Source organism: Sphingobacterium sp. R2 (assembly GCF_040760075.1).
Classification (GTDB): domain Bacteria; phylum Bacteroidota; class Bacteroidia; order Sphingobacteriales; family Sphingobacteriaceae; genus Sphingobacterium.
The window spans coordinates 4,642,764-4,663,111 of record NZ_CP142884.1 but is presented as its reverse complement, the minus strand read 5'-3'; the positions used below and the strand labels follow the sequence as shown (position 1 = coordinate 4,663,111).

General features: G+C 38.1%; 22 protein-coding genes and 1 riboswitch. Of the genes, 6 read left to right on the top strand and 16 right to left on the bottom strand.

The annotated features are described in order from the left end of the window. Nucleotides 1-40: 40 nt before the first annotated feature. Both pepE and mgtE read left to right on the top strand, forming a co-directional pair. Nucleotides 41-751 (top strand): dipeptidase PepE, encoded by a 711-nt coding sequence (gene pepE, locus VXM68_RS19585; protein ID WP_293954818.1) that lies wholly within the window; start codon nucleotides 41-43, stop codon nucleotides 749-751. A 167-nt stretch (nucleotides 752-918) separates the two neighbouring features. After that, nucleotides 919-2,235: a magnesium transporter gene (gene mgtE / locus VXM68_RS19580; RefSeq protein WP_294182637.1), complete on the top strand. Its 1,317-nt coding sequence runs from the start codon at nucleotides 919-921 to the stop codon at nucleotides 2,233-2,235. Nucleotides 2,236-2,454: 219 nt separating this feature from the next. On the opposite strand, the gene VXM68_RS19575 is transcribed toward mgtE, so the two are convergent. The 6 genes from VXM68_RS19575 to ubiE form a co-directional block, all read right to left on the bottom strand. Then, the gene (locus tag VXM68_RS19575; protein WP_294182634.1) at nucleotides 2,455-3,687 is read right to left on the bottom strand and encodes a voltage-gated chloride channel family protein; all 1,233 of its coding nucleotides are present in this window, start codon (nucleotides 3,685-3,687) and stop codon (nucleotides 2,455-2,457) included. Between the two features lie 41 nt (nucleotides 3,688-3,728). Next, a riboswitch (Fluoride riboswitch) is annotated at nucleotides 3,729-3,791 on the bottom strand. A 6-nt stretch (nucleotides 3,792-3,797) separates the two neighbouring features. Continuing rightward, a complete protein-coding gene (locus tag VXM68_RS19570; RefSeq protein WP_293954825.1) occupies nucleotides 3,798-4,172 on the bottom strand; it encodes a DUF423 domain-containing protein in 375 nt (124 codons plus the stop codon). Nucleotides 4,173-4,183: 11 nt separating this feature from the next. Further along, nucleotides 4,184-4,636 (bottom strand): GNAT family N-acetyltransferase, encoded by a 453-nt coding sequence (locus tag VXM68_RS19565; protein ID WP_294182629.1) that lies wholly within the window; start codon nucleotides 4,634-4,636, stop codon nucleotides 4,184-4,186. An 88-nt stretch (nucleotides 4,637-4,724) separates the two neighbouring features. Further along, nucleotides 4,725-5,174, bottom strand: a complete 450-nt coding sequence (locus VXM68_RS19560; protein WP_294182627.1) for a GatB/YqeY domain-containing protein — start codon at nucleotides 5,172-5,174, stop codon at nucleotides 4,725-4,727. Between the two features lie 10 nt (nucleotides 5,175-5,184). Beyond that, nucleotides 5,185-5,946 carry an SDR family oxidoreductase gene (locus VXM68_RS19555; protein WP_367209761.1) on the bottom strand — a complete coding sequence of 254 codons (762 nt, stop codon included), beginning with the start codon at nucleotides 5,944-5,946 and terminating at the stop codon, nucleotides 5,185-5,187. A 64-nt stretch (nucleotides 5,947-6,010) separates the two neighbouring features. Further along, entirely contained in the window at nucleotides 6,011-6,751 is a 741-nt protein-coding gene (ubiE, locus tag VXM68_RS19550; RefSeq protein ID WP_293954833.1) for a bifunctional demethylmenaquinone methyltransferase/2-methoxy-6-polyprenyl-1,4-benzoquinol methylase UbiE, read from the bottom strand. A gap of 381 nt (nucleotides 6,752-7,132) precedes the next feature. On the opposite strand from ubiE, the gene dnaB reads away from it, so the two are divergent. Beyond that, nucleotides 7,133-8,746 (top strand): replicative DNA helicase, encoded by a 1,614-nt coding sequence (dnaB, locus tag VXM68_RS19545; RefSeq protein ID WP_294182623.1) that lies wholly within the window; start codon nucleotides 7,133-7,135, stop codon nucleotides 8,744-8,746. Between the two features lie 394 nt (nucleotides 8,747-9,140). Further along, nucleotides 9,141-9,614 (top strand): 23S rRNA (pseudouridine(1915)-N(3))-methyltransferase RlmH, encoded by a 474-nt coding sequence (rlmH, locus tag VXM68_RS19540; protein WP_367209760.1) that lies wholly within the window; start codon nucleotides 9,141-9,143, stop codon nucleotides 9,612-9,614. Between the two features lie 600 nt (nucleotides 9,615-10,214). Here rlmH and VXM68_RS19535 read toward each other — a convergent pair. The 5 genes from VXM68_RS19535 to VXM68_RS19515 form a co-directional block, all read right to left on the bottom strand. Beyond that, nucleotides 10,215-11,468 (bottom strand): PQQ-dependent sugar dehydrogenase, encoded by a 1,254-nt coding sequence (locus VXM68_RS19535; protein ID WP_367209759.1) that lies wholly within the window; start codon nucleotides 11,466-11,468, stop codon nucleotides 10,215-10,217. A gap of 159 nt (nucleotides 11,469-11,627) precedes the next feature. After that, nucleotides 11,628-11,873, bottom strand: coding sequence for a hypothetical protein (locus tag VXM68_RS19530; protein ID WP_293954841.1), 246 nt, complete (start codon nucleotides 11,871-11,873; stop codon nucleotides 11,628-11,630). A gap of 90 nt (nucleotides 11,874-11,963) precedes the next feature. Further along, nucleotides 11,964-12,464, bottom strand: a complete 501-nt coding sequence (locus VXM68_RS19525) for a glutamate racemase (RefSeq protein WP_367209758.1) — start codon at nucleotides 12,462-12,464, stop codon at nucleotides 11,964-11,966. A gap of 17 nt (nucleotides 12,465-12,481) precedes the next feature. After that, entirely contained in the window at nucleotides 12,482-12,787 is a 306-nt protein-coding gene (locus VXM68_RS19520; protein ID WP_367209757.1) for a glutamate racemase, read from the bottom strand. A gap of 53 nt (nucleotides 12,788-12,840) precedes the next feature. Then, complete coding sequence (locus VXM68_RS19515) at nucleotides 12,841-14,256, bottom strand: glycoside hydrolase family 125 protein (protein ID WP_294182616.1); 1,416 nt, start codon at nucleotides 14,254-14,256, stop codon at nucleotides 12,841-12,843. A 195-nt stretch (nucleotides 14,257-14,451) separates the two neighbouring features. Here VXM68_RS19515 and VXM68_RS19510 point away from each other — a divergent pair, with 195 nt between their 5' ends. Together VXM68_RS19510 and aroQ are read left to right on the top strand one after the other, a co-directional pair. Further along, nucleotides 14,452-16,125 carry a gliding motility protein RemB gene (locus VXM68_RS19510; protein WP_293954847.1) on the top strand — a complete coding sequence of 558 codons (1,674 nt, stop codon included), beginning with the start codon at nucleotides 14,452-14,454 and terminating at the stop codon, nucleotides 16,123-16,125. Between the two features lie 13 nt (nucleotides 16,126-16,138). Continuing rightward, on the top strand, nucleotides 16,139-16,558 hold the full coding sequence (gene aroQ, locus VXM68_RS19505; RefSeq protein WP_294182615.1) for a type II 3-dehydroquinate dehydratase: 420 nt from the start codon (nucleotides 16,139-16,141) through the stop codon (nucleotides 16,556-16,558). Nucleotides 16,559-16,605: 47 nt separating this feature from the next. Here the strand turns inward: aroQ and VXM68_RS19500 are convergent, their stop codons facing one another. Genes VXM68_RS19500 through VXM68_RS19480 form a run of 5 tightly spaced genes read right to left on the bottom strand, consistent with a single transcriptional unit; the run spans nucleotide 16,606 to nucleotide 20,306 of the window. Then, the gene (locus VXM68_RS19500) at nucleotides 16,606-17,580 is read right to left on the bottom strand and encodes a bifunctional riboflavin kinase/FAD synthetase (protein WP_294182614.1); all 975 of its coding nucleotides are present in this window, start codon (nucleotides 17,578-17,580) and stop codon (nucleotides 16,606-16,608) included. A gap of 55 nt (nucleotides 17,581-17,635) precedes the next feature. Continuing rightward, entirely contained in the window at nucleotides 17,636-18,358 is a 723-nt protein-coding gene (gene truB, locus VXM68_RS19495; RefSeq protein WP_293954852.1) for a tRNA pseudouridine(55) synthase TruB, read from the bottom strand. 9 nt (nucleotides 18,359-18,367) lie between these two features. Then, entirely contained in the window at nucleotides 18,368-19,162 is a 795-nt protein-coding gene (locus VXM68_RS19490) for an undecaprenyl-diphosphate phosphatase (protein WP_293954854.1), read from the bottom strand. Nucleotides 19,163-19,184: 22 nt separating this feature from the next. Continuing rightward, nucleotides 19,185-19,424: a DUF3098 domain-containing protein gene (locus VXM68_RS19485; RefSeq protein WP_293954856.1), complete on the bottom strand. Its 240-nt coding sequence runs from the start codon at nucleotides 19,422-19,424 to the stop codon at nucleotides 19,185-19,187. A 3-nt stretch (nucleotides 19,425-19,427) separates the two neighbouring features. After that, the gene (locus VXM68_RS19480; RefSeq protein ID WP_293954858.1) at nucleotides 19,428-20,306 is read right to left on the bottom strand and encodes an ABC transporter permease; all 879 of its coding nucleotides are present in this window, start codon (nucleotides 20,304-20,306) and stop codon (nucleotides 19,428-19,430) included. Between the last annotated feature and the right edge of the window lie 42 nt (nucleotides 20,307-20,348).

Below are 20,348 nucleotides of genomic sequence, written 5' to 3'. Positions count from 1 at the left end.
AACCAAAGGTACTTTTTGTTTAAAATTTTAATGATAGGAGATGAAGGTTAATCCAGCGTACAAGTTATTGGTCGTAAGTACAAGCACGATTCATGGTAGTGATTTTTTAGCTTATATTAAGCACGATTTTGTAGAATTTATTCAGTCCGATGAATTATTATTTATTCCATTTGCGAGACCTTCTGGAATTTCGTTTGATGCCTATACCGCTAAAGTGCAAGATGCGTTGAAAGATAAGGGGGTAACGGTTAGGGGGATACATGAGTTTCCTAATATGAAGAAGGCTATTCAGGATGCCAAGGCTATTTTTATTGGCGGTGGGAATACATTTTTACTGTTAAAAACCTTATATGAACTGGATTTGGTCGAGCAATTGCGTGTACAAGTAGCAAAGGGAATTCCATACGTCGGCACATCAGCCGGTTCCAATTTAACAGGGCTGACTATTGGAACTACAAATGACATGCCTATTGTTTATCCGCCTAGCTTTGATGCGCTTGGTTTTTTACCATTTAATATCAATCCACATTACTTGGATCCAGATCCAAAGTCCACACATAGAGGGGAAACGAGAGAAACGCGGATTAAGGAATTTCATCAGTTGAATATGCAGCCCGTCATTGGTTTACGTGAAGGTAGCTGGTTGTATGTAAATGATGGAAAAATACATCTACAAGGTAATTTGGCTGCGCTGCTTTTTAGACCGGGCCTAGAGCCAATAGAACTACCGCCTGGATTAATTAATTTTTAAGCTATTGTAAAATCTATAGCGATATTAAACCAAATACATCCATTAACGTAGTAGTAGGGGATTTAGGGTCGTATTAGCCAGAACTATCATTAAAAAATAGTGTTTCTATTTGTTGGAAATAATACAAAATAAGCTACTTTTGCCGTAAATCCATTAATTATCTTCCAATGGAACAAAATTCAGCATTACACCCAGCCGATATCGCAGAAGAAATCTCGCGTCTAAATAAAGGGGAACAACATCAGCAATTTATGAACTATCCTTTGGAGGATAGATTAGAAATCTTTTGTTTTTTTGAATTGGATGTTCAGTACACGTTGATCAAATCAATGACAGAACATGAACTTTCTGAATTGCTGAATAATCTGAAGCCGGATACCCGAAATGATCTGTTGTCGGAACTTCCAGATGATCTAATTAAATACCTGATCAATCTTTTGAATGAGCGGGAGAAGCAGATGGCTTTGGAACTGATCGGTTACAAGGAGGATAGTATTGCCCGCCTGATGACGCCAATGTATGTGCAGGTTCGTCCTTATTATACTGTTGACGACGTCTTTCGGCATATCAAGGTGTTCGGGAGAAAGGCTGAGACGCTCAACTTCATCTATGTAGTTGATGAGAAAAATGTCTTGATCGACGATTTGAAAATTGGTCAATTACTGCTATCGGATGCGTCAACAAAGATTTCTGATCTGATTGACTATAATTTTGCTGCGATTAAAGCATCAACACCTATGGAAGAAGCTTTTGAAATTTTTCAAAAATATGATCGAAGTGCCCTGCCTATCGTTACTGAAGCTGGGGTATTAGTCGGAATTGTCACATTTGACGACGTGTTAGACCGAATCGAAGATCGGGATACGGAAGATATACAGCGATTTGGGGGTATGGAAGAATTGGACCTGGCGTATACGAGAACGCCCTTGCTTCAATTGATTCAAAAAAGGGCAGGCTGGTTGATCATCTTGTTTTTCAGTGAGATGCTTACAGCGTCGGCAATGGGATTTTTTGAAGGAGAATTGGAAAAGGCCGTTGTATTGGCTCTATTTGTTCCTTTGATTATATCCAGTGGTGGTAATTCAGGGTCACAGGCAGCATCTTTGATTATCCGTGCGATGGCTCTTGGTGAATTGAAGCTTAAGGATTGGTGGTATGTGATGAAGCGTGAAGTTTCTTCGGGTTTAATTCTAGGAGGAATATTGGGTACGATTGGTTTTCTACGTATACTGGCTTGGCATTTTCTTGGCCTATATGATTATGGTCCTTACTGGATTGCAATTGGTTTTACGGTAGCAGTTTCACTATTGTTTATCGTGCTATGGGGAACGCTATCAGGTTCGTTTATTCCATTTATTTTACGTCGATTCGGTTTGGACCCTGCTACAGCGTCGGCACCATTTGTTGCTACGCTGGTGGACGTATCGGGATTAATCATCTATTTCACTGTCGCTGCTTTCTTTTTGCAGGGAAAGTTACTATAGTTCGATACTAAAGTTAACCATCAAGAGCCTAAATTATACCGCTCATTTTAGGCTCTTTTTATTGAATAATTTCTTATTTTACTAGTAAACTTCTTCCGTTAAAACTTTCATTTGTATTTGCTTTATAGAGGGCATTTTCTGAGCGATACATTTGTAGTTAAATTCGTCCATATTGATTATAGTTATTATACGTATAGAACTTGTAAGCACAGATCCTGTTTATAAATTTAGTCTTTGGTAGAGTCTTCCCTTTAAACCTCCTTTTTGCGCAATATAAATTCCTTTTTTCCCTGAAAAGGTAAACGCGGCTATACATGCTATTGCTATAAATAAAATAGTTTGGCTCCCAAATAATTCATAGCCCATGACAATACAGGCGAGCGGGGTATTTGTAGCGCCTGAAAATACGGCTACAAAGCCCATTGCAGCCAGAAGGCTGATGGGAAGTGGAATAATGGTGCTTAATGCACTACCTAAAGTTGCCCCGATAAAAAATAGCGGGGTGACTTCTCCGCCTTTAAACCCAGCCGAAAGGGTGAAAGTCGTCAATAGTAACTTGATGAAAAAGTCATAATAGTTCGACTGATCAACGAATGCATTCTGAATCATCGGGATGCCAAGTCCAATATATTTGCTGCTGTGAGATATGGTAACAATGAGTACCAAAACAATACCGCCGATCACAGGCCTTAGTAGCGTTGCTTTAATTCGTTTAAATTGCACGCTAAAGAAGTCGCTGGTAAATGTAAAAAGCCATGCGGTGATACCGAAGAGAATGCCTGCGATGAGACTAAATCCAATATTGGTCAAAGTTAATATAGGAATAACATCATGAATTGGATAATGGGTATGCGGAATATTCCATAATTGACAACTGAAGTTCGCAAGATAGGCGGTAAATAAACAGGGAAGGATACCGAAATATCTTTTTTTCCCAATGAGTAGGACTTCCAGACCGAATATCGTTCCGGCGAGCGGGGTACCAAACACAGCGGCAAATCCTGCAGTGATGCCGATCGAAATTAAGATGCGACGTTCAGTTTTATCGAAGTCAAACCAGCGATTAAGCTGATCGGAAACTGCTCCACCTATCTGTACAGCAGTTCCTTCACGACCTGCAGAACCCCCAAACAGATGTGTAAGTAAAGTTCCGAATAGGACAAGAGGCGCCATGATAAGCGGAATGCGGCGTTGGGGATGAAGGTATTCTTCAATCAGCAGGTTATTTCCTTTGCTTGATGTATTGCCCCAATACTTATAGGACACTGCAATGGCAAATCCCGCTAATGGAAGTCCATAAATTATCCAGTGATTAGCTTCTCGGTACTGCGTTACACAATTGAGGGAAAAGAGAAAAAATGCACAAATAGATCCTACGATGAAACCTATCGCACTACAAGAGATAATCCATTTAAGAAGAAAATGAAGATTGCTTTCATTTGAATGTGCCATAGCCATAAGTCTATACTTTATATAAATTGTTGTTTTATACTAAAATAGTAGACGTCATTAGCTTATTAGGGCGGTTCAGGGCAGACATCATTGCCGTATTTACTTCAAATCTACAAAAAGCGAATGATAATAGCAACCCATCCTGCGATCATAAATAATCCGCCGAGCGGCGTAATTGGGCCAAGAAACTTTAGATTCTTTTTCCAGTATTCAGCAAACGATAGAAAATAAATACTTACAGAGAATAAAAGAGTTCCTAGTGTGATCAGATAAAATGCTACTCGTTCAGACTGAAGCTCAAAGTGGAAATTGAATCCTAGAATCAATAGGGTTAGCGCAGCATACATTTGATATCGAACGCCGACCTCAAAGGATTCCAGTTTTTCAGCAGATAGGATTTTTTTGAATGCATGGGCTCCAAATGCACCTAGGATAATAGCGAGGCCGCCAAATAGGGCGGCTGTGATGATTACAACGTTTTGCATGCCTAAATTTACTAAATTGCGGGTTTAATCATATCAATATGAAGGATTCCATAATCGGGGTAGGGCTCGGAGATTTGTTTAAATCCTAATTTTTCATAAAAGGTTTTTAAATGAAATTGCGCGCCTATCTGTATCTCACCTTCACCGAATTCTTTATAGAGCGATTCGATAGAATGCATCATTAATTTTTTACTCAGACCGGTTCCGCGCGCTTCCTCGGCGACGATAACGCGACCAATGGAAGCCTGTGGGTAGGAAATGCCCGGAGGAACTAATCTCGTGTATGCCATAATACGATCATCTTGTTCTGTCCACAGATGTAGACAAGCAAAATCTTTATCGTCCAATTCAGGATATAAACATTCTTGCTCCAAAACAAACACTTCCATTCGAAGCTTTAAAATACGATATAATTCATTCGTGTTGAGTTCGTCAAAACTCTTTAGATTCCACTGATAAGCCATAATTGAAATAAAAACAGAGTCAAATTATGTAATCGATATGGCTGGAAAGACATATCCAATTTAATTTGACTCTATTGATTTGAGCGTTTTATGCAAGAAGACTTTTAACAACTTCAGAGATGGTTTTTCCATCTGCTTGTCCAGCAAGCTTTTGATTAGTGGCGCCCATCACTTTACCCATATCCTTAATGGAAGAAGCTCCTGTTTCGGCGATAATTGCTTTGACTATGGTTTCTACTTCTTCTTTGCTTAACTGTTTTGGTAGATAAGCCTCAATTACTTTCTCTTCCTCAACTTCAATTTCATAAAGATCTTCGCGGTTTTGACTTTTATAAATTTCAGCAGATTCGCGACGTTGTTTTACAAGTTTTTGTAAAACTTTAATCTCTGCCTCCTGGTTAAGATCTTCGGCATGACCCTTTTCTGTCTTTGCTAAGAGGATAGCTGCTTTAATTGCACGTAAACCACGTAATTTTGCCGTGTCTTTTGCGATCATTGCCGCTTTAATGTCTTGGTTTATTTGTATTTCTAATGACATGATATTTAAATTATTTTCGATTGACAATGGTGCCCGTTGCTTGCGCTGTAGGCATTATTAATAGATCGTTGATATTGACATGTGCCGGTCTGGTAATGACGAAAAGGATCGTTTCGGCAATATCTTTCCCTGTAAGAGGTTGTACACCATTGTAAACATTTTTAGCTTTTTCGCGATCTCCATGGAAACGAACTTCCGAAAACTCTGTTTCCACCATTCCTGGGTCGATAGAGGTTACTTTAATCCCCTGAGGTAGCAAATCAATACGCATAGCTTTCGTCAACGCATCAACAGCGTGTTTGGTGGCACAGTACACATTTCCATTCGGATAAACTTCTCTTCCCGCAATAGATCCCAAATTAACAATATGAGCGCCGTTTTCAGTATCCATGAGTGGTATCACGGCCTTACTTACATACAATAGGCCTTTGATATTGGTATCAATCATTCTGTCCCAATCGCCGATATCACCATCTTGGATGGGATCCAATCCTTGACTTAGACCCGCATTGTTGATGAGTATATGTATTTTTTTCCATGCTGCTGGCAGACCATCAATTTGATGCGCAACCCGTTCTTGGTTTCGAACATCAAGTTCAAAAATATGGATTTGAATTGTAGGGTAGGAAGCGAGCAATGTATTTTTTAATGTTTCTAAACGGTTTAACCTGCGCGCGCAAAGTAAAAGATTATAACCCTCTTTTGCTAAAACTTCGGCGCAAGCTTGACCGATGCCTGAACTTGCTCCTGTAATAAAAACTGTTTTAGTCATATAGTGTAACTCGTTGTTATAAAAAATTAATCCAATTTGACTCAATACCACTTCTTAGATGTCGCTATTTTGTAGCAATATAAATCGTACAGATGCCAAATGTCTGTGGTCTAACGATTGTTTCGTTAAAACCTGCTTTTTTGTTTATGGCAACGAACTTTTCTCCATCAGGAAATTGAGCAACGGATTCTGGTAAATATTCATACGCACTGGAATCTTTTGAAAAGAATTTTCCAATAGTTGGTGTGATAAACTTAAAATAAAAATTATACAGCTGCTTAATAGGGAATTTCTTTGGATTCGAAAATTCTAAAATAACAGCCTTTCCACCGGGTTTTAAGACACGGTATATATCTGATAGGCCTTTTTCCAGGTTCTCAAAGTTCCGGACACCAAACGCTACGGTAACAGCATCGAACGTATTGTCTTCAAATTGAAGCCTCTCGGAGTCCCCTAGTGCTATTTCAAATTGATTCTCGAGGCCCTTACTTGCAATTTTTTTCTTGGCAACCTCAAGCATTCCTTGTGATATGTCTACCCCAATGATCTTTTTGGGATTCAAGATTTTAATTGATTCCAATGCAAAATCACCGGTTCCTGTCGCTACATCCAACATCAGTTGCGGTTTTATGGACTTTAAGGCATTGATGGCTTTTTTGCGCCATATAATGTCAATACCCAAAGACATGAAGTGGTTTAAAAAATCATAGGAATGAGAGATATTGTCAAACATATCTGCTACCTGTTTTTTCTTACCGTCGTTGGTATCTTTATAGGGTTTTAATGTTGAAGAGTCGTGCGTCATTTTACAAATATACGATATATGAATATTTTTTAGTGCTTAAAGAGGGATTTGTTTTCATACGAAAGTCGGTTTGTTTTGATGCTAGTCATGGTCATAGATTTATTTTTCAGCATTTTGCTTATTCACAACAGCTTAAGTTATTAACATTTTCTAATGTGCTGACTTTGAGTGTTGGTTATTTGTTTTCAACATCTTTTCAACATTCATTGTTGAAAAGATGTTATGTAAATCTGTGTCCTTCAAAGCTTTTGAGGGTTTTGGCAATGATCATTGAATTTCGCTGTGTGAAACTACGCATGGTTGTAAATTTTATTTTTTATACATTTGTTATCCTATCTACAATTTATACGGATAGCAAAGCTATATTTCTGATATAATATCATGATGAACGACAGTAATTTTGAAGCGAATAACACGGATAATAACAAACGGGGTAATTACGGCGAACGTCGTACCAAATTAAATAATTTGGTGAGTGGTTTGGGTAAACTTCCGCCGCAGGCAGTGGATCTTGAGGAAGCTGTTTTGGGAGCTTTAATGCTTGAAAAGAATGCGCTGAGCGAAATTATTGATATTCTCAAACCGGAATCATTCTACAAAGAATCACATCAAAAGATCTTTGAAGCGATTTTCGGTCTTTTTCAAAAAACTTCTCCAATTGATATATTAACCGTTACCTCGGAGCTTAGACGGATGGGGGCTCTTGAAATGGTCGGTGGTGCCTATTATATTACGCAATTGACAGATCGCGTGGTTTCGGCAGCTAATATTGAGTATCATGCACGTATTATTTCACAGAAATATATTCAGCGTGAGCTTATCAAGGTTTCTACGGAAATTATCAATAGTTCATATGATGAAACCTCAGATATTTTTGATCTTTTGGATCATGCCGAGAAAAGCTTATTTGATATCGCGCAGAATAACTTACGGAGAGATTCCCGAAAAATGGACGATATCATGCGTGAGGCGATTTCTAATCTTGAGATGCTGCGCGACCGTACAGATGGTTTAACCGGAGTGCCTTCTGGCTTAACAGCACTGGATCGTATGACATCCGGCTGGCAGCCTTCTGATCTTGTTATTATTGCGGCACGTCCAGCGATGGGAAAGACCGCATTTGTACTTTCTGTAGCGCGTAATGCCGCTGTGGAACATGGTAAGGCCGTTGCTGTATTCTCGCTGGAGATGTCGTCTGTTCAGCTTGTCAATCGTCTTATTGCCGGTGAAACCGAAATTGAGCAAGAAAAATTAAAAAAAGGAAATCTTGCTGACCATGAATGGCAACAATTACATTCGCGAATTGGTCGTTTAACGGATGCGCCTATTATTATTGATGATACGCCGGCGTTGAACGTGTTCGAATTTAGAGCTAAATGTAGGCGCTTAAAGGCACAATACGATATTCAAATGGTGATAGTCGATTACCTGCAGCTAATGCATGGAAAGGCTGAAGGTAAAGGTGGGGGGAATCGCGAACAAGAGATCGGTAGTATTTCACGTGCTTTGAAATCTGTGGCTAAAGAGTTAAATATTCCTGTGCTTGCATTGTCGCAGCTGAGTCGTGCCGTAGAGTCAAGACCAGGAAATAGTAAGCGTCCTATGTTGTCCGATTTACGGGAGTCTGGTTCTATTGAGCAGGATGCGGATATGGTTCTTTTCTTATATAGACCCGAATATTATGGTTTGACAGAAGATGAAGAGGGGCGTCCTACTGCCGGTGTCGGTGAAGTTATTATTGCAAAACACCGTAATGGGGAGACTGGAATTGTACCACTTCGCTTTGTGGGTAAATTTGTAAAGTTTGTGGATTTAGAAGATGAGTTTTCGGGTCTTGGTGGTGGAGATGGATTCGGCGATGCACCGTCCACATTTTCTGCTTCAGCATTGAATCCGTCACCAAACTTTGCTGATGATTTTAGTGCTGGTGGCTTCAGTGGAGGTATTACGATGCCATCTCGAATGAACGACATGCCTGATGATGCGCCATTTTAGCGATTAATTTTACATAAGTATTCCTAAATAACAGAAAAAACCGAATGATTTAATTCGGTTTTTTCGTTTAAAACGGCATGTGCCGTATACTGCTGATGTGGAGGGGTTGTTATCGAGGTAGGGTATTAGTATCGCCGATTTTCTGTATTGTGTGGTTTGTTTGATACACTTGTTAAATGCAGAATAGATGAAAAGTGAATGAATATAGGAATAGTTGGAGTACAATTTTTGCCTTTTTGATTGGGTTTATTTTAAATAAATTAGAAGTTTACTTAATTTGTACACATACCCAATTTATTAAGATTTTAGGGCTTGGCTAAAGGTCGTGATTCGATTTAAAATTGTCGGAAAAAAGACAAGCGAAATTTTTTGCAAACACTTATAAAACGTCTAGATGAAGATAACATTACTTTGCATAGGTAAGACGGATGAAAAATACCTGATTGAGGGAATTGAAAAATATACGAAGCGATTAAAGTTTTATGTCAACTTTAATATTGTTGTTCTACCCGACATCAAAAATGTTAAAAGTCTTTCTGCTGAACAGCAGAAAGACAAAGAAGCCCTTTTGATTTTAAAGCAGCTACAGCCCCAAGATTTTGTTGTCTTATTGGATGAACATGGAAAAGAATTTAGATCTTTAGAGTTTTCTGTTTATCTGGAGAAGATGATGATACAAAGTGTCCAACATCTGGTGTTTGTTATAGGAGGGCCTTATGGTTTCGATCAAAAAATTTATGATCGAGCGAAGTCAAAAATCTCACTATCCAAAATGACATTTTCCCACCAAATGATCAGATTGTTTTTTACAGAGCAGCTATATCGAGCTTTATCCATTATGAAAGGCGAGCCTTATCATCACGAATAATATGGAAAAAAGTTGTTAACTTCATCATGATTAAAAACAAGCTTATGAATTTGCCAAATAAACGAGATTACCACTATAAAAGTGATGAAGGAGAGAGAAATAGCCAATTGAATAAATACATTATGATTGCTTGTATTATTATAGTGATCATATTGGCATTTTTTTTTGCATAGGTTGATACCCCGCTATACGGATATTATTAGTAAAAGAAATAAATCTCTTACTTAATATCCGTATGGAGGATATCAGCAGATGATTTTAATAAAAATTTGATTGAAGTATTTAAGCTAAAGCGCTTAAATTTTTGGAGAAGGTTGGCAGGTTTTGCGCGTAGTTTTCGGAGTAGCGTTGTTTACGAATCCCCAGTTAGTCATGTAGAACGACAAAGGATTGATCTCTAATAATTTTTTCATTTTTTCTTTTTTAACCATATAATAATTTATTGATACGCTATTATAAAACAATAATCGAGCCAAATTGTGTTATTTGCCATTTTTGGCTAAATAAAGACCTGCTTTACTGGGGTTATTTGTGAATGGGAATTTATGTCTAATTGAAAAGAGCAACCCAGTGGAAAAGGGCTGCTCTACATCAATTCATTTATTTTTTATCAATCTTATATAATTTTCCGAGGTCTGTTATAGCATACAAAGCCCCATCTTTACCCTGTGTAATATCTCTAAATCGCTGTCCTTCATTACCTAGTAGACGTTCTTCTCCAACCACCTTGTTATCTTTTAGTATAATTCTAGCGATATGCATACTGCTTAGTCCGCAAATGAAGAGATTATTCTTCCATTCTGGAATGTTTTGGCCAGTATAGAAAGCTATTCCACTAGGGGAGAGGACAGGATCCCAGTAATAAACAGGTTGTTCTAAGCCATCTTTCTGCTGTATACCCTCACCAACTTTATCCCCTTTGTATTCGATGCCATATGTAATTGTTGGCCACCCGTAATTCTTACCAGATTCAATTCTATTCAATTCATCACCTCCACGTGGACCGAATTCGGTTTCCCAAAGATCGCCAGTTTCCGGATGTATGGCGAGTCCCTGAGGATTGCGATGTCCATAGCTAAAAATTTCAGGACGTGCATTCGAATTGCCCAAAAATGGGTTCCCTTGGGCAGGTTGTCCATCGGTGGTAATACGTAAAATCTTTCCTAATGCTGCATTTAAATCCTGAGCCAAAGGTCTTGTAACTAAATCAGACCTTTCGCCTGTGCTGACAATAATATTTCCATTTTTGTCAAATATAATGCGTCCGCCATAATGCAAGTTGCCTTTATGAGCAGGAGTTGCTTGATAGATCACCTTAGCACCTTCTATGGATTTTTCGTCGGCCGATAATTTTCCTTTGGCAACCGCAGTTAATGTTCCGGCCGCTGTGTTATCGGAAAAAACCCAATATACCATGCGGTTTGATTCGAAATTTGGATCAAGTCGTACACCCAAAAGTCCTCCTTGCCCGCTACTATTGACTGGAGGTAAACCCTTGATTGGTTCACTTAATTCACCATCTTTTGTTGCAATTCTAAAATCGCCCTCTTTTTCTGATATCAATAATCGGCCATCAGGCATTGCGGTAATGCCCCAAGGTGATTTTAATCCCTCTGCAATCACTTTACCTTCATAAGGTGTGGTAGTTTTCACACCCTGAATTCTAGTTTGTCCAGCAAATGCCGGCTTATAATTTGTGTTTGCCTTTTGTGTTTCTACAGCAGGATAGCTCGTTGTATCCACGGGAGCATTAGCACTGCTATCCGAACCTGAAGTCGAACTAGCAGGACTTGAATTACATGCCGTCAATCCTAATGATACTGTTAAAAGGCTTATAGTCAATTTGGTTTTCATTATCAGTAAGTTATTTGGTTTGATTATCGATTTGAAGATATTAAAAATTAACGAGATATTATTTTAAAGGGATGTAATATTATAAATAAGATGAGTACATAACATAATGAAGACAGATGGATCTAGACCGATCCTTTGACAGAAGGTTATAACTCGACATTATCTTTCCGAAAGGCAACTATTTATGATCTGCTGTAGCTCACTATCCTTGTTGACATAATAGTCACTTATATCCAAAATCGTATTGGTGTTTAAATTATAAGTACATACAGGAAGGTAATTGGGCTCTGCAGAAGTTTCTAACGTTTTAAAATACTCCGCACTTTCCTGAATACTTGAAAACTCTTTAGATTCGCAATGCTGTGTATCCTGATTATATGCAATGGTTATAAAGTTCTTTTTCATTTTATTCACCTTTTATTGACAGAATAACGAAAATTGCAGCGTAAAAGTTTTAGAAATTTTTCAATTTTAAAATTGGTATCTTCGAATTTATCAAACGAATATATGGCTAGCGACTATTGATTTTCCAAAAAATATCGTTGCTTTGCTTTCAAAATCATGCGGGTCATCAGTCGTGTAGAATGTCAATTGTTCATCTTGGGAACAAAGTATCTCAATTTCTTTATGTCTATTCAGATAGTCTTTTAAGCTAGCCGCGACAATGGGACCCTGGGAGATAATCTGAATATGGTTTGGTACATACTTCTCTATTACAGGCAATAATAACGGGTAATGCGTGCAAGCAAGCACTATGGTGTCAATCTGAGCCGATTGTTGTAACAGTTCCCGTATATCCTTTTCGACAAAATAATGAGCGCCTTTGGTATTCATTTCATTGTTCTCTACTAATGGCACCCAAAAAGGGCAGTCATGTTGAAAAACCTCAATTTCAGGGTTAAATTTGTGAATTTCTATTTTATAGGATTCTGAATTGACTGTACCCGTAGTTGCTAAAATACCAATTTTATTGGTTTTAGTAAAATTATGAACCATTTCGGTAGTGGGTCTAATTACTCCGAGTACGTTCTTTCCGGGGGAAGGTCATTTTGTTGAATGGTTCTTAATGCTTTAGCTGATGCTGTATTACAGGCCAATATAATGAGGTTACATCCCAAGTCGAATAGTTTAAAAACACATTGTTTGGTGTAATTATAAACGGTCTCAAACGATCGTGTACCATAGGGAACACGAGCATTGTCACCTAAATAGATATAATCATATTGAGGCAAAAGGTGTTGAATTTCTTTAAATACGGTGAGACCGCCATAACCAGAATCAAAAATACCAATAGGACCGGAAGTTTTTAAATTATTCATAACGCACTGTTATATATTCCTTCACTTATAACAGTGCGTTACAAGATTCAGATTTATTGTAGCAAAGATGGTTTCTCTTTATATATTTTCCAAATTAATTCGCCAAATAATGTATTCGTCCAGGCAAACCAATGTCTTGTGAATTTTTTAGGATCATCTTTATGAAAAGATTCATGCATAAATCCGGTTCCACCATGGGTATTTACCAGCGTCTTAATACAGTTACGAATCTCCTCATCACTTGTCGAGGTCTGTGCGCGCATGATAATGGACATCGGCCAGATCATATCTCTGCCTATGTGAGGACCACCAATTCCTTCTGCTGCCGTTCCTTTGAAAAAGAATGGATTTTTATCGGACAGCACAAAGTTACGCGTACGTTGATAAACTTCATTATTGATATCGACAGCCCCTAAGTACGGTAAGGCCAGTAGGCTGGGAATATTGGCATCATCCATCATCAGATGACTTGAAAACCCGTCCACTTCGAAGGCATATATACGACCTAGTGTTGGGTGATCTATTATGCCGTACTTATTTACTGCTGCTTCTACCTCGTTTGCGAGCGCTTCCATTTTATCGGCGAGTGCCTTTTCATTTTTGACTTTTTTCAATATCTCTGCAGATTGTCTAAGACTCACAATTGCAAACAAATTGGAGGGAATCAAGAACGAGAATACGGTAGAATCGTCCGAAGGTCGAAAACTAGAACAGATCAATCCAACCGGATTCACGGGATATCCATAACCATCAACCTGCAACGTATCTGATCCTCTTGCGGTAGTGCGCTCAAATTTATAAGGACCGAGGCTGTCTTTTCGTTGTTGCTCAACGAAAGTTTGATATATTTTATGTTGGGCTTCCAGCCATTCCTCATTAAATGGACTACTGTCTTTGGTTTCTTTCCAGTAATGATAGGCTAATCGAATTGGATAGCACAACGAATCGATTTCCCACTTCCGTTCATGAATCCCTGGTTTCATGTCTGTATGATCGCTAAACCATTCGCCCTTTTTGGTTGGATCATTATAAAATGCATTCGCGTAAGGGTCAATATTGATACATTTACTCTGCTTTTGGATTAGTCCAACAATCAGATCCTGTAATTTTTTATCCTTTTTCATAAAGGGAAGATAGGGCCATACTTGTGCACTGCTATCACGTAACCACATGGCGTCTATATCTCCTGTAATGACGTACGTGTAGTTTCTTCCGTTTTGAACATAGGGGAAGACTGTGGTGTCAAGAGTATTGGGAAAACAGTTATTAAATAACCACGACAGCTCCTTATTTTTAACATTTTTCTGAAATTCTACAATTGCATCTTCTATTACTTTACTCGAAAAAAGCCTCTTCTCTTTGACGGTACGGACTGTAGGAAAAGAATGTTCTTGAGCAAATGAAAATTTGCTGGTTAGTGCACCTGCTGTTAACAGGCTTGCGTTTTGGATAAATGTTCTACGCTTCATGCTTATAGGACTGTTTATTTATGATATAAGGTTATTTATTAACATGCAAGATAGAAATATTTTTGAATAAAAGGAATAGCAAATACGATTTAGCATTATAAAATTGACCAAAGATGTGAATTAAGTCATTTTTATTCGGTTAATTTGCGTTTAGGAATGCATTTTGCTATAAAAAACAATCTTTTAAAAAATTTTATGAGGCTTAATATAACAAAAAACAATAATTTACTTCGATTGGCGTTGGCTAGCATTGGAGTAGGTGTTTCCTTAGGAGCTGTTGCCCAAATTAAGAGCCAGCCTTATTCGTATCATTTTTATCAGAAAATGAACGAAGCTGTTTATTCTACGGAAACCAGGATCCATACTTCTGCTAAACCCTTCGTCATTAAAGACTCTTTATTGTTAGCCAAGTTTGATTCAATTCAATCTAACAAACCCGTGTCATCGTCCAACTGGTTTATGCGCAAGATTTTTAATGAGCATCTTATCCAAGTCGAGAAGGACGATTATACGTTCTATGCTGATTTTTTACCAGATCTTTATATGGGAAAAGATATGCTAGGCGATAAACGGCGTACTTGGATGAATAGTAGAGGATTTCAGGTGGGATTAAATGTGGGGAACAAGTTTACATTCAATACGTCAGCATTTGAAAGCCAAGCAGTTTTTCCCAAATATCTGGATGACTACATTGTTGCGAATAAAGTTGTTCCTGGCCAAGGGAATACGAAATTTCAGTCTAAAAATAAAATGGACTGGATGTATGCTACAGCGAGCATGACTTATGACGCACATAAATATATCCAGGCTACTTTGGCTTACGATAAAAACTTCATTGGAGATGGTTATCGCTCCATGCTTCTGTCCGACTTTTCTTCGAACTATGCCCATCTTAAATTGACCGGAACGATAGGAAATGTTCAATACACTTCAATTTGGGCCTATATGAATGATCCAACACACCCTAGACAAGATTTAACGGGCACATATCCTATGGAGGGGCAAAATAATACCCGTTTGGGAGATGGAAAGAAATGGGGGGCTTTTCAATATTTGGATTGGAATGTAACCAATAAATTATCGGTAGGTTTTTTCCAATCCGTTGTTTGGGCCGCGCAGGATGAAGGAGGAAGAAGGGGTTTTGATTTTAGTTACCTAAGTCCAGTTATCTTTATTCGCCCTGTCGAAAGTAACAATACGACTTCGCCGGATAAAATGTTTTTGGGCTTAACTTCCAAATATAAGCTTCCATATAGATTGACAGCATATGGCCAGTTCTTGTTAGGAGAGTTTACGGCGAAAGAATTTTTTGCAGGAAATGGATACGCACATAATAAATGGGGTGCACAGCTTGGTGTAAGAGGGTATGATATGTTTGGCGTAAAGAATTTAAACTTTCTAGCCGAATACAATACAGCTAGACCCTATACCTACGCGCACTTTAAATCGTATTCAAACTATAGTAACAACGCCGAGCCATTGGCGCATCCAAAAGGCGCAAACTTTAGAGAGCTTGTTGGCCTAGTTAATTATGCATGGGACAGATGGGACTTTTCGGTACAGGGAATGTTTACTCAAAACGGGCTGGATCTACCCGACGGAAGTAACATGGGAGGGAACATCTTTCAGTCCTATAATACAATACCAAACTTATATGGCAATCATATTGCACAAGGTATAAAGAATACTATCTATTATGCAGACGCGAAGGCAGCCTATGTACTTAATCCAAAGTATAATCTTCGTCTAGAGCTCGGATACACCCAACGTTATGCAAAAGCGAAATATGAATCGCCTATCGTCAATAAATCTGGCGTTATCTCATTCGGACTTCGCTCAAGTTTCCGGGCAATTTATAATGATTTATAACAATGATATTCCGATGAAAAAGATCCTTATAATGAATGGCCCAAATTTAAATTTATTGGGTGTAAGAGAAAAATCAATTTATGGTAGCCAGGATTTCGTTAGCTATTTTGAAGCGCTTAAACAGCAGTTTGCAAGTTTGCAACTGCACTATTTTCAAAGCAACTCAGAAGGAGCTCTAATCGATAAGATCCACGAGGTTGGTTTCGACTTTGATGGAATTGTATTAAATGCCGGAGCGTATACACATACCTCCGTTGCGCTTGGCGATGCGATTGCAGCTATTACAACTCCTGTTGTAGAGGTCCACATCAGTAATGTCCACCAAAGAGAAGAATTCCGCCATCATTCGTTTTTAGCGAAGAACTGTCAAGGCGTAATTTGTGGTTTTGGTTTGGACAGCTATCGATTAGGCATCGAAGCTCTTATCAAATAAAAAGCGGGAATTTTCCGCTTTTTTATTTGATAATTAATTACTCCATTCTAACCAATAAGACTTCTAATTTGGGCTTCGTCTGATCTGATCTGCTCTCTCATTGCTTCTAACGATTCGAAACGTTCATCATGACGGATAAAATGAAGGAATTTAACACGCAGTGTTTTGCCGTAAATATCCTGATCGAAATCAAAGAGGCTGATTTCAATAGCTCGGTTCATACCATCGACGGTGGGTCTAGTTCCTATATACCCCATTCCTTTAGCAATTGAAATAGGGCTTTCTTCTTTGTATTCCCCAGTAGTAATGTTTTGGATGTGATTGTAGATATAGACCTCAACAGCATATATCCCATAAGCTGGTATAAGTTTATGCGGTTCGTGAACCTGTAAATTTGCCGTTGGAAATCCAATTGTACGTCCGATTTGGTCTCCTCTAATCACAGTACCTGTCAATTCGAAAGGATATCCCAAATATAGATTTGCCGTTTTTATGTCACCCTTTATAAGTGCTTCGCGTACCCGTGTGGAGGATACGGCAATATCATTAATATCCTGCTCGGGAATTTCGTCGACACTGTAATCAAATATGGAGGCAAACTGTTCTAAATCGCCCATACTTCCCTGTCGATCCTTTCCGAAATGGTGATCGTATCCTATTACAATTTTTTTTGTACCAAGTTTTCCCACAAGGACATTGCTAATATATTCTTCTGGAGTTTGATTGGAAAAATCACGGGAAAAGGGAATTATGATTAAATGGTCAATGCCAACTTTACTCAGCTGACTGACCTTTTCTTCGATATCATTGATTAAGCGCAAACTATCATCATCTGGATTGATAATCAAACGCGGGTGTGGAAAAAAAGTGAGCAAAATTGTCTCTCCACTGATTTTATGAGCAGCTTCCTTTAAGTGAGCCAATATTTTTTGATGGCCAATATGAACACCGTCAAAAGTGCCGATGGTTACAACTGCATTTTCAATAGGTGAGAAATCATCTAAACTTCTGTAGATTTTCATTTATAGGAGTTTTTGCAAAAATAAGATAAAGTATCAATAAAATGGGTTGGTCGAGTTATTTAATGATCTCTTTATGACGTTTTATTTCCGCGATAAGTTTTTCTAAATTCCAGGCATTTTCTACTGAATAATCCCCACTTTTGGTACGCCTCAAAGAACTTAGATGTGATCCACTCTGTAAAGATTTTCCGAAGTCATAGGCCAAGGATCTAATGTATGTTCCCTTTGAACAGGATATGCGGAAATACACGTTGGGAAGCTCAATTTTTTCAATAAGAAAACTATTGATTCGAACTTGACGGGATTTTATTTCAACCTCTTCACCGCGGCGTGCTTTTTCATAGACCCGTTCGCCATTGATTTTTATAGCCGAATGAGCAGGAGGAAATTGTTGAATTTCGCCTTCAAATGCTTTTGCAGATTCCATTATCATATCGTCTGTAATATGATCGATAGGAAATGTTTCGTTAATTTCTGTTTCCAGATCATAGGAAGGCGTGGTAGCTCCCAATGTAATGGTTCCAGTGTATTCTTTGTCTTCGGCTTGGTAACTATCTATTTTCTTTGTGAATTTGCCTGTGCATACGATCAGTAAACCGGTCGCAAGCGGATCTAAAGTTCCTGCATGACCGACTTTTAATTTTAACGGCTTGATGGAGTTTCTGATTTTACCAACCACATCAAAACTAGTCCAAGTCAAAGGTTTATCAATCAACAGCATTTCTCCTTCGGCAAAATGAAACTTCGCTGAGTTTTCACTAACCTTTATATTTTCCATCAAAAGATTTTAAATAATTTGTAAACTATGACCCGAAAGTAGGAGGGTAAGAATAATGACACCAACGATTATTCGATACCAACCAAATGCTTTAAAACCGTATTTAGTCAAGAAGCCGATAAAAGATTTAATCGCAACTATTGCGACAACGAAACCAATTAGATTGCCAATAATAAGCAAATTGAGCTCTTCCCCATTAAAGGTGTTCCCTTCTTTAAAGAACTTTAACAGCTTTACAGCAGAAGCACCAAACATCATCGGCAGGGCAAGAAAGAAGGAAAATTCTGCAGCAGCTTTACGTGTCAGTTTTTCGGCCATACCACCGATAATGGTACTAGCAGATCTTGAGGTACCGGGGATTAATGCAAGGCATTGATACACCCCAATCATAAAAGCTTGTTTGTATGAAACTTTGTCGGAATCTTCTACTGTAGGTTTGTTAAACCACCTGTCAACAAACAGTAATACTAAGCCGCCTACAACCAACATGATCGCGACCATTAGCGGGCTTTCCAATAGGGAGTCGATATAATCGTTAAAAAGCAACCCTAACACGGATGCAGGAATAGCCGCAATGATCAATTTATAGTAAAATGAGAGCGATTTAAAAAAACGCTTGTAGTATAATACCAGAACGGACAATATCGTTCCCATCTGGATGACAATCGTAAATAACTTAACAAATGCCGAGGGCTGTATACCCATTAAGGCAGTGGCTATGATCATATGGCCTGTCGAAGACACAGGCAAAAACTCCGTTAATCCTTCAATGATAGCAAGGATAATCGCTTCAATAATAGACATCTTTTAGAATTAAGATTATACTTTAATTGGATTTGTTCTTGGGACGGTATAAAATTGCTGCAAAACCTATTGCAAAACCGAGAACAACAACAATCGGCGCCAATGTAATTTTGGTAAAGCTATAAATATCGGTTTCACCGGACATCAATATAAATCCAATGATTACAACTAATACGCTAGCTATAAACAGTTGGTAATTTATTTTGGAGAATACAAATGAACCTTTATTAACTGATTCAGTAGATTTCTTTATTTGAGCCATTTTTTATCTGTATAAATCGTTAGATTGTGCCTTTAAGTATTTTGTTACTGCGAAATAAGTGCTAAGTCCCGAAATGAGAATCCCAATGAGGATTACTCCTAAAAATATCACAGCAAATTCAAACCAGTTACGTAAAAATACCAGTTCAGGTATTTGCTGTTGCGCAAACTTCAAGGTTAAAATAAGCAGTAGAATCGCGATCAAGGAACCGAGCAAACCATGAATAATACCATACGTTATAAATGGTTTACGGATAAAGTTTTTAGTAGCCCCAATAAGCTGCATACTTTTAATTAAGAAACGTTGGGAGTAAATAGCAAGACGTATCGTGTTGTTAATTAAAGCAACTGCGATAATTAGCAGGATAACAGCAAATGCAAGTACAATCACCCCTATGATCCGGACGTTTTTGTTCACCATGTCGATCAGAGACTCCTGATAAACCACCTCTTTAATTTTATTGTTTTTGGAGATTTTTTCAATAAAAGTTTTAATACTATCTGTATTGGCATAATTCTCTTTCATATAAACATCCAATGAAGGTAAAAGAGGGTTATGCCCCAGATACTGTACGAAATCTTCGCCAAGGTCTTCCTTTAGATTTTTTGCTGCTAACTCTTTACTGATATATTCGGTACGAAGCACATAGGTGTCTTTCTCGAGATCTTTTTGCAATGAAAGAACATCACCTTCGCTCGTACCATCGTTCACGATGACATTTAAGACGATATTTTCCTTAACGTATTTCGAAAGATTTTTAGCATGCACCAAGAGCAATCCCAACATACCTGTTACCAATAACACTAGAGCGATACTAATAACCGTAGATACATATACAGATTTTGTTTTTCTTTTTTGTGTGCTTAATTCGTATTCTGACATAATAAGCGAAAATTTATTTGCGAAAGTAACTATTTGAGTGGA

Bases quoted from the DNA above. Each gene is read 5' to 3' on its own strand.
- pepE (WP_293954818.1), top strand. From the start codon at position 41: ATGAAGGTTAATCCAGCGTACAAGTTATTGGTCGTAAGTACAAGCACG.
- mgtE (WP_294182637.1), top strand. From the start codon at position 919: ATGGAACAAAATTCAGCATTACACCCAGCCGATATCGCAGAAGAAATC.
- VXM68_RS19575 (WP_294182634.1), bottom strand. From the start codon at position 3,687: ATGGCACATTCAAATGAAAGCAATCTTCATTTTCTTCTTAAATGGATT.
- VXM68_RS19570 (WP_293954825.1), bottom strand. From the start codon at position 4,172: ATGCAAAACGTTGTAATCATCACAGCCGCCCTATTTGGCGGCCTCGCT.
- VXM68_RS19565 (WP_294182629.1), bottom strand. From the start codon at position 4,636: ATGGCTTATCAGTGGAATCTAAAGAGTTTTGACGAACTCAACACGAAT.
- VXM68_RS19560 (WP_294182627.1), bottom strand. From the start codon at position 5,174: ATGTCATTAGAAATACAAATAAACCAAGACATTAAAGCGGCAATGATC.
- VXM68_RS19555 (WP_367209761.1), bottom strand. From the start codon at position 5,946: ATGACTAAAACAGTTTTTATTACAGGAGCAAGTTCAGGCATCGGTCAA.
- ubiE (WP_293954833.1), bottom strand. From the start codon at position 6,751: ATGACGCACGACTCTTCAACATTAAAACCCTATAAAGATACCAACGAC.
- dnaB (WP_294182623.1), top strand. From the start codon at position 7,133: ATGATGAACGACAGTAATTTTGAAGCGAATAACACGGATAATAACAAA.
- rlmH (WP_367209760.1), top strand. From the start codon at position 9,141: ATGAAGATAACATTACTTTGCATAGGTAAGACGGATGAAAAATACCTG.
- VXM68_RS19535 (WP_367209759.1), bottom strand. From the start codon at position 11,468: ATGAAAACCAAATTGACTATAAGCCTTTTAACAGTATCATTAGGATTG.
- VXM68_RS19530 (WP_293954841.1), bottom strand. From the start codon at position 11,873: ATGAAAAAGAACTTTATAACCATTGCATATAATCAGGATACACAGCAT.
- VXM68_RS19525 (WP_367209758.1), bottom strand. From the start codon at position 12,464: ATGGTTCATAATTTTACTAAAACCAATAAAATTGGTATTTTAGCAACT.
- VXM68_RS19520 (WP_367209757.1), bottom strand. From the start codon at position 12,787: ATGAATAATTTAAAAACTTCCGGTCCTATTGGTATTTTTGATTCTGGT.
- VXM68_RS19515 (WP_294182616.1), bottom strand. From the start codon at position 14,256: ATGAAGCGTAGAACATTTATCCAAAACGCAAGCCTGTTAACAGCAGGT.
- VXM68_RS19510 (WP_293954847.1), top strand. From the start codon at position 14,452: ATGAGGCTTAATATAACAAAAAACAATAATTTACTTCGATTGGCGTTG.
- aroQ (WP_294182615.1), top strand. From the start codon at position 16,139: ATGAAAAAGATCCTTATAATGAATGGCCCAAATTTAAATTTATTGGGT.
- VXM68_RS19500 (WP_294182614.1), bottom strand. From the start codon at position 17,580: ATGAAAATCTACAGAAGTTTAGATGATTTCTCACCTATTGAAAATGCA.
- truB (WP_293954852.1), bottom strand. From the start codon at position 18,358: ATGGAAAATATAAAGGTTAGTGAAAACTCAGCGAAGTTTCATTTTGCC.
- VXM68_RS19490 (WP_293954854.1), bottom strand. From the start codon at position 19,162: ATGTCTATTATTGAAGCGATTATCCTTGCTATCATTGAAGGATTAACG.
- VXM68_RS19485 (WP_293954856.1), bottom strand. From the start codon at position 19,424: ATGGCTCAAATAAAGAAATCTACTGAATCAGTTAATAAAGGTTCATTT.
- VXM68_RS19480 (WP_293954858.1), bottom strand. From the start codon at position 20,306: ATGTCAGAATACGAATTAAGCACACAAAAAAGAAAAACAAAATCTGTA.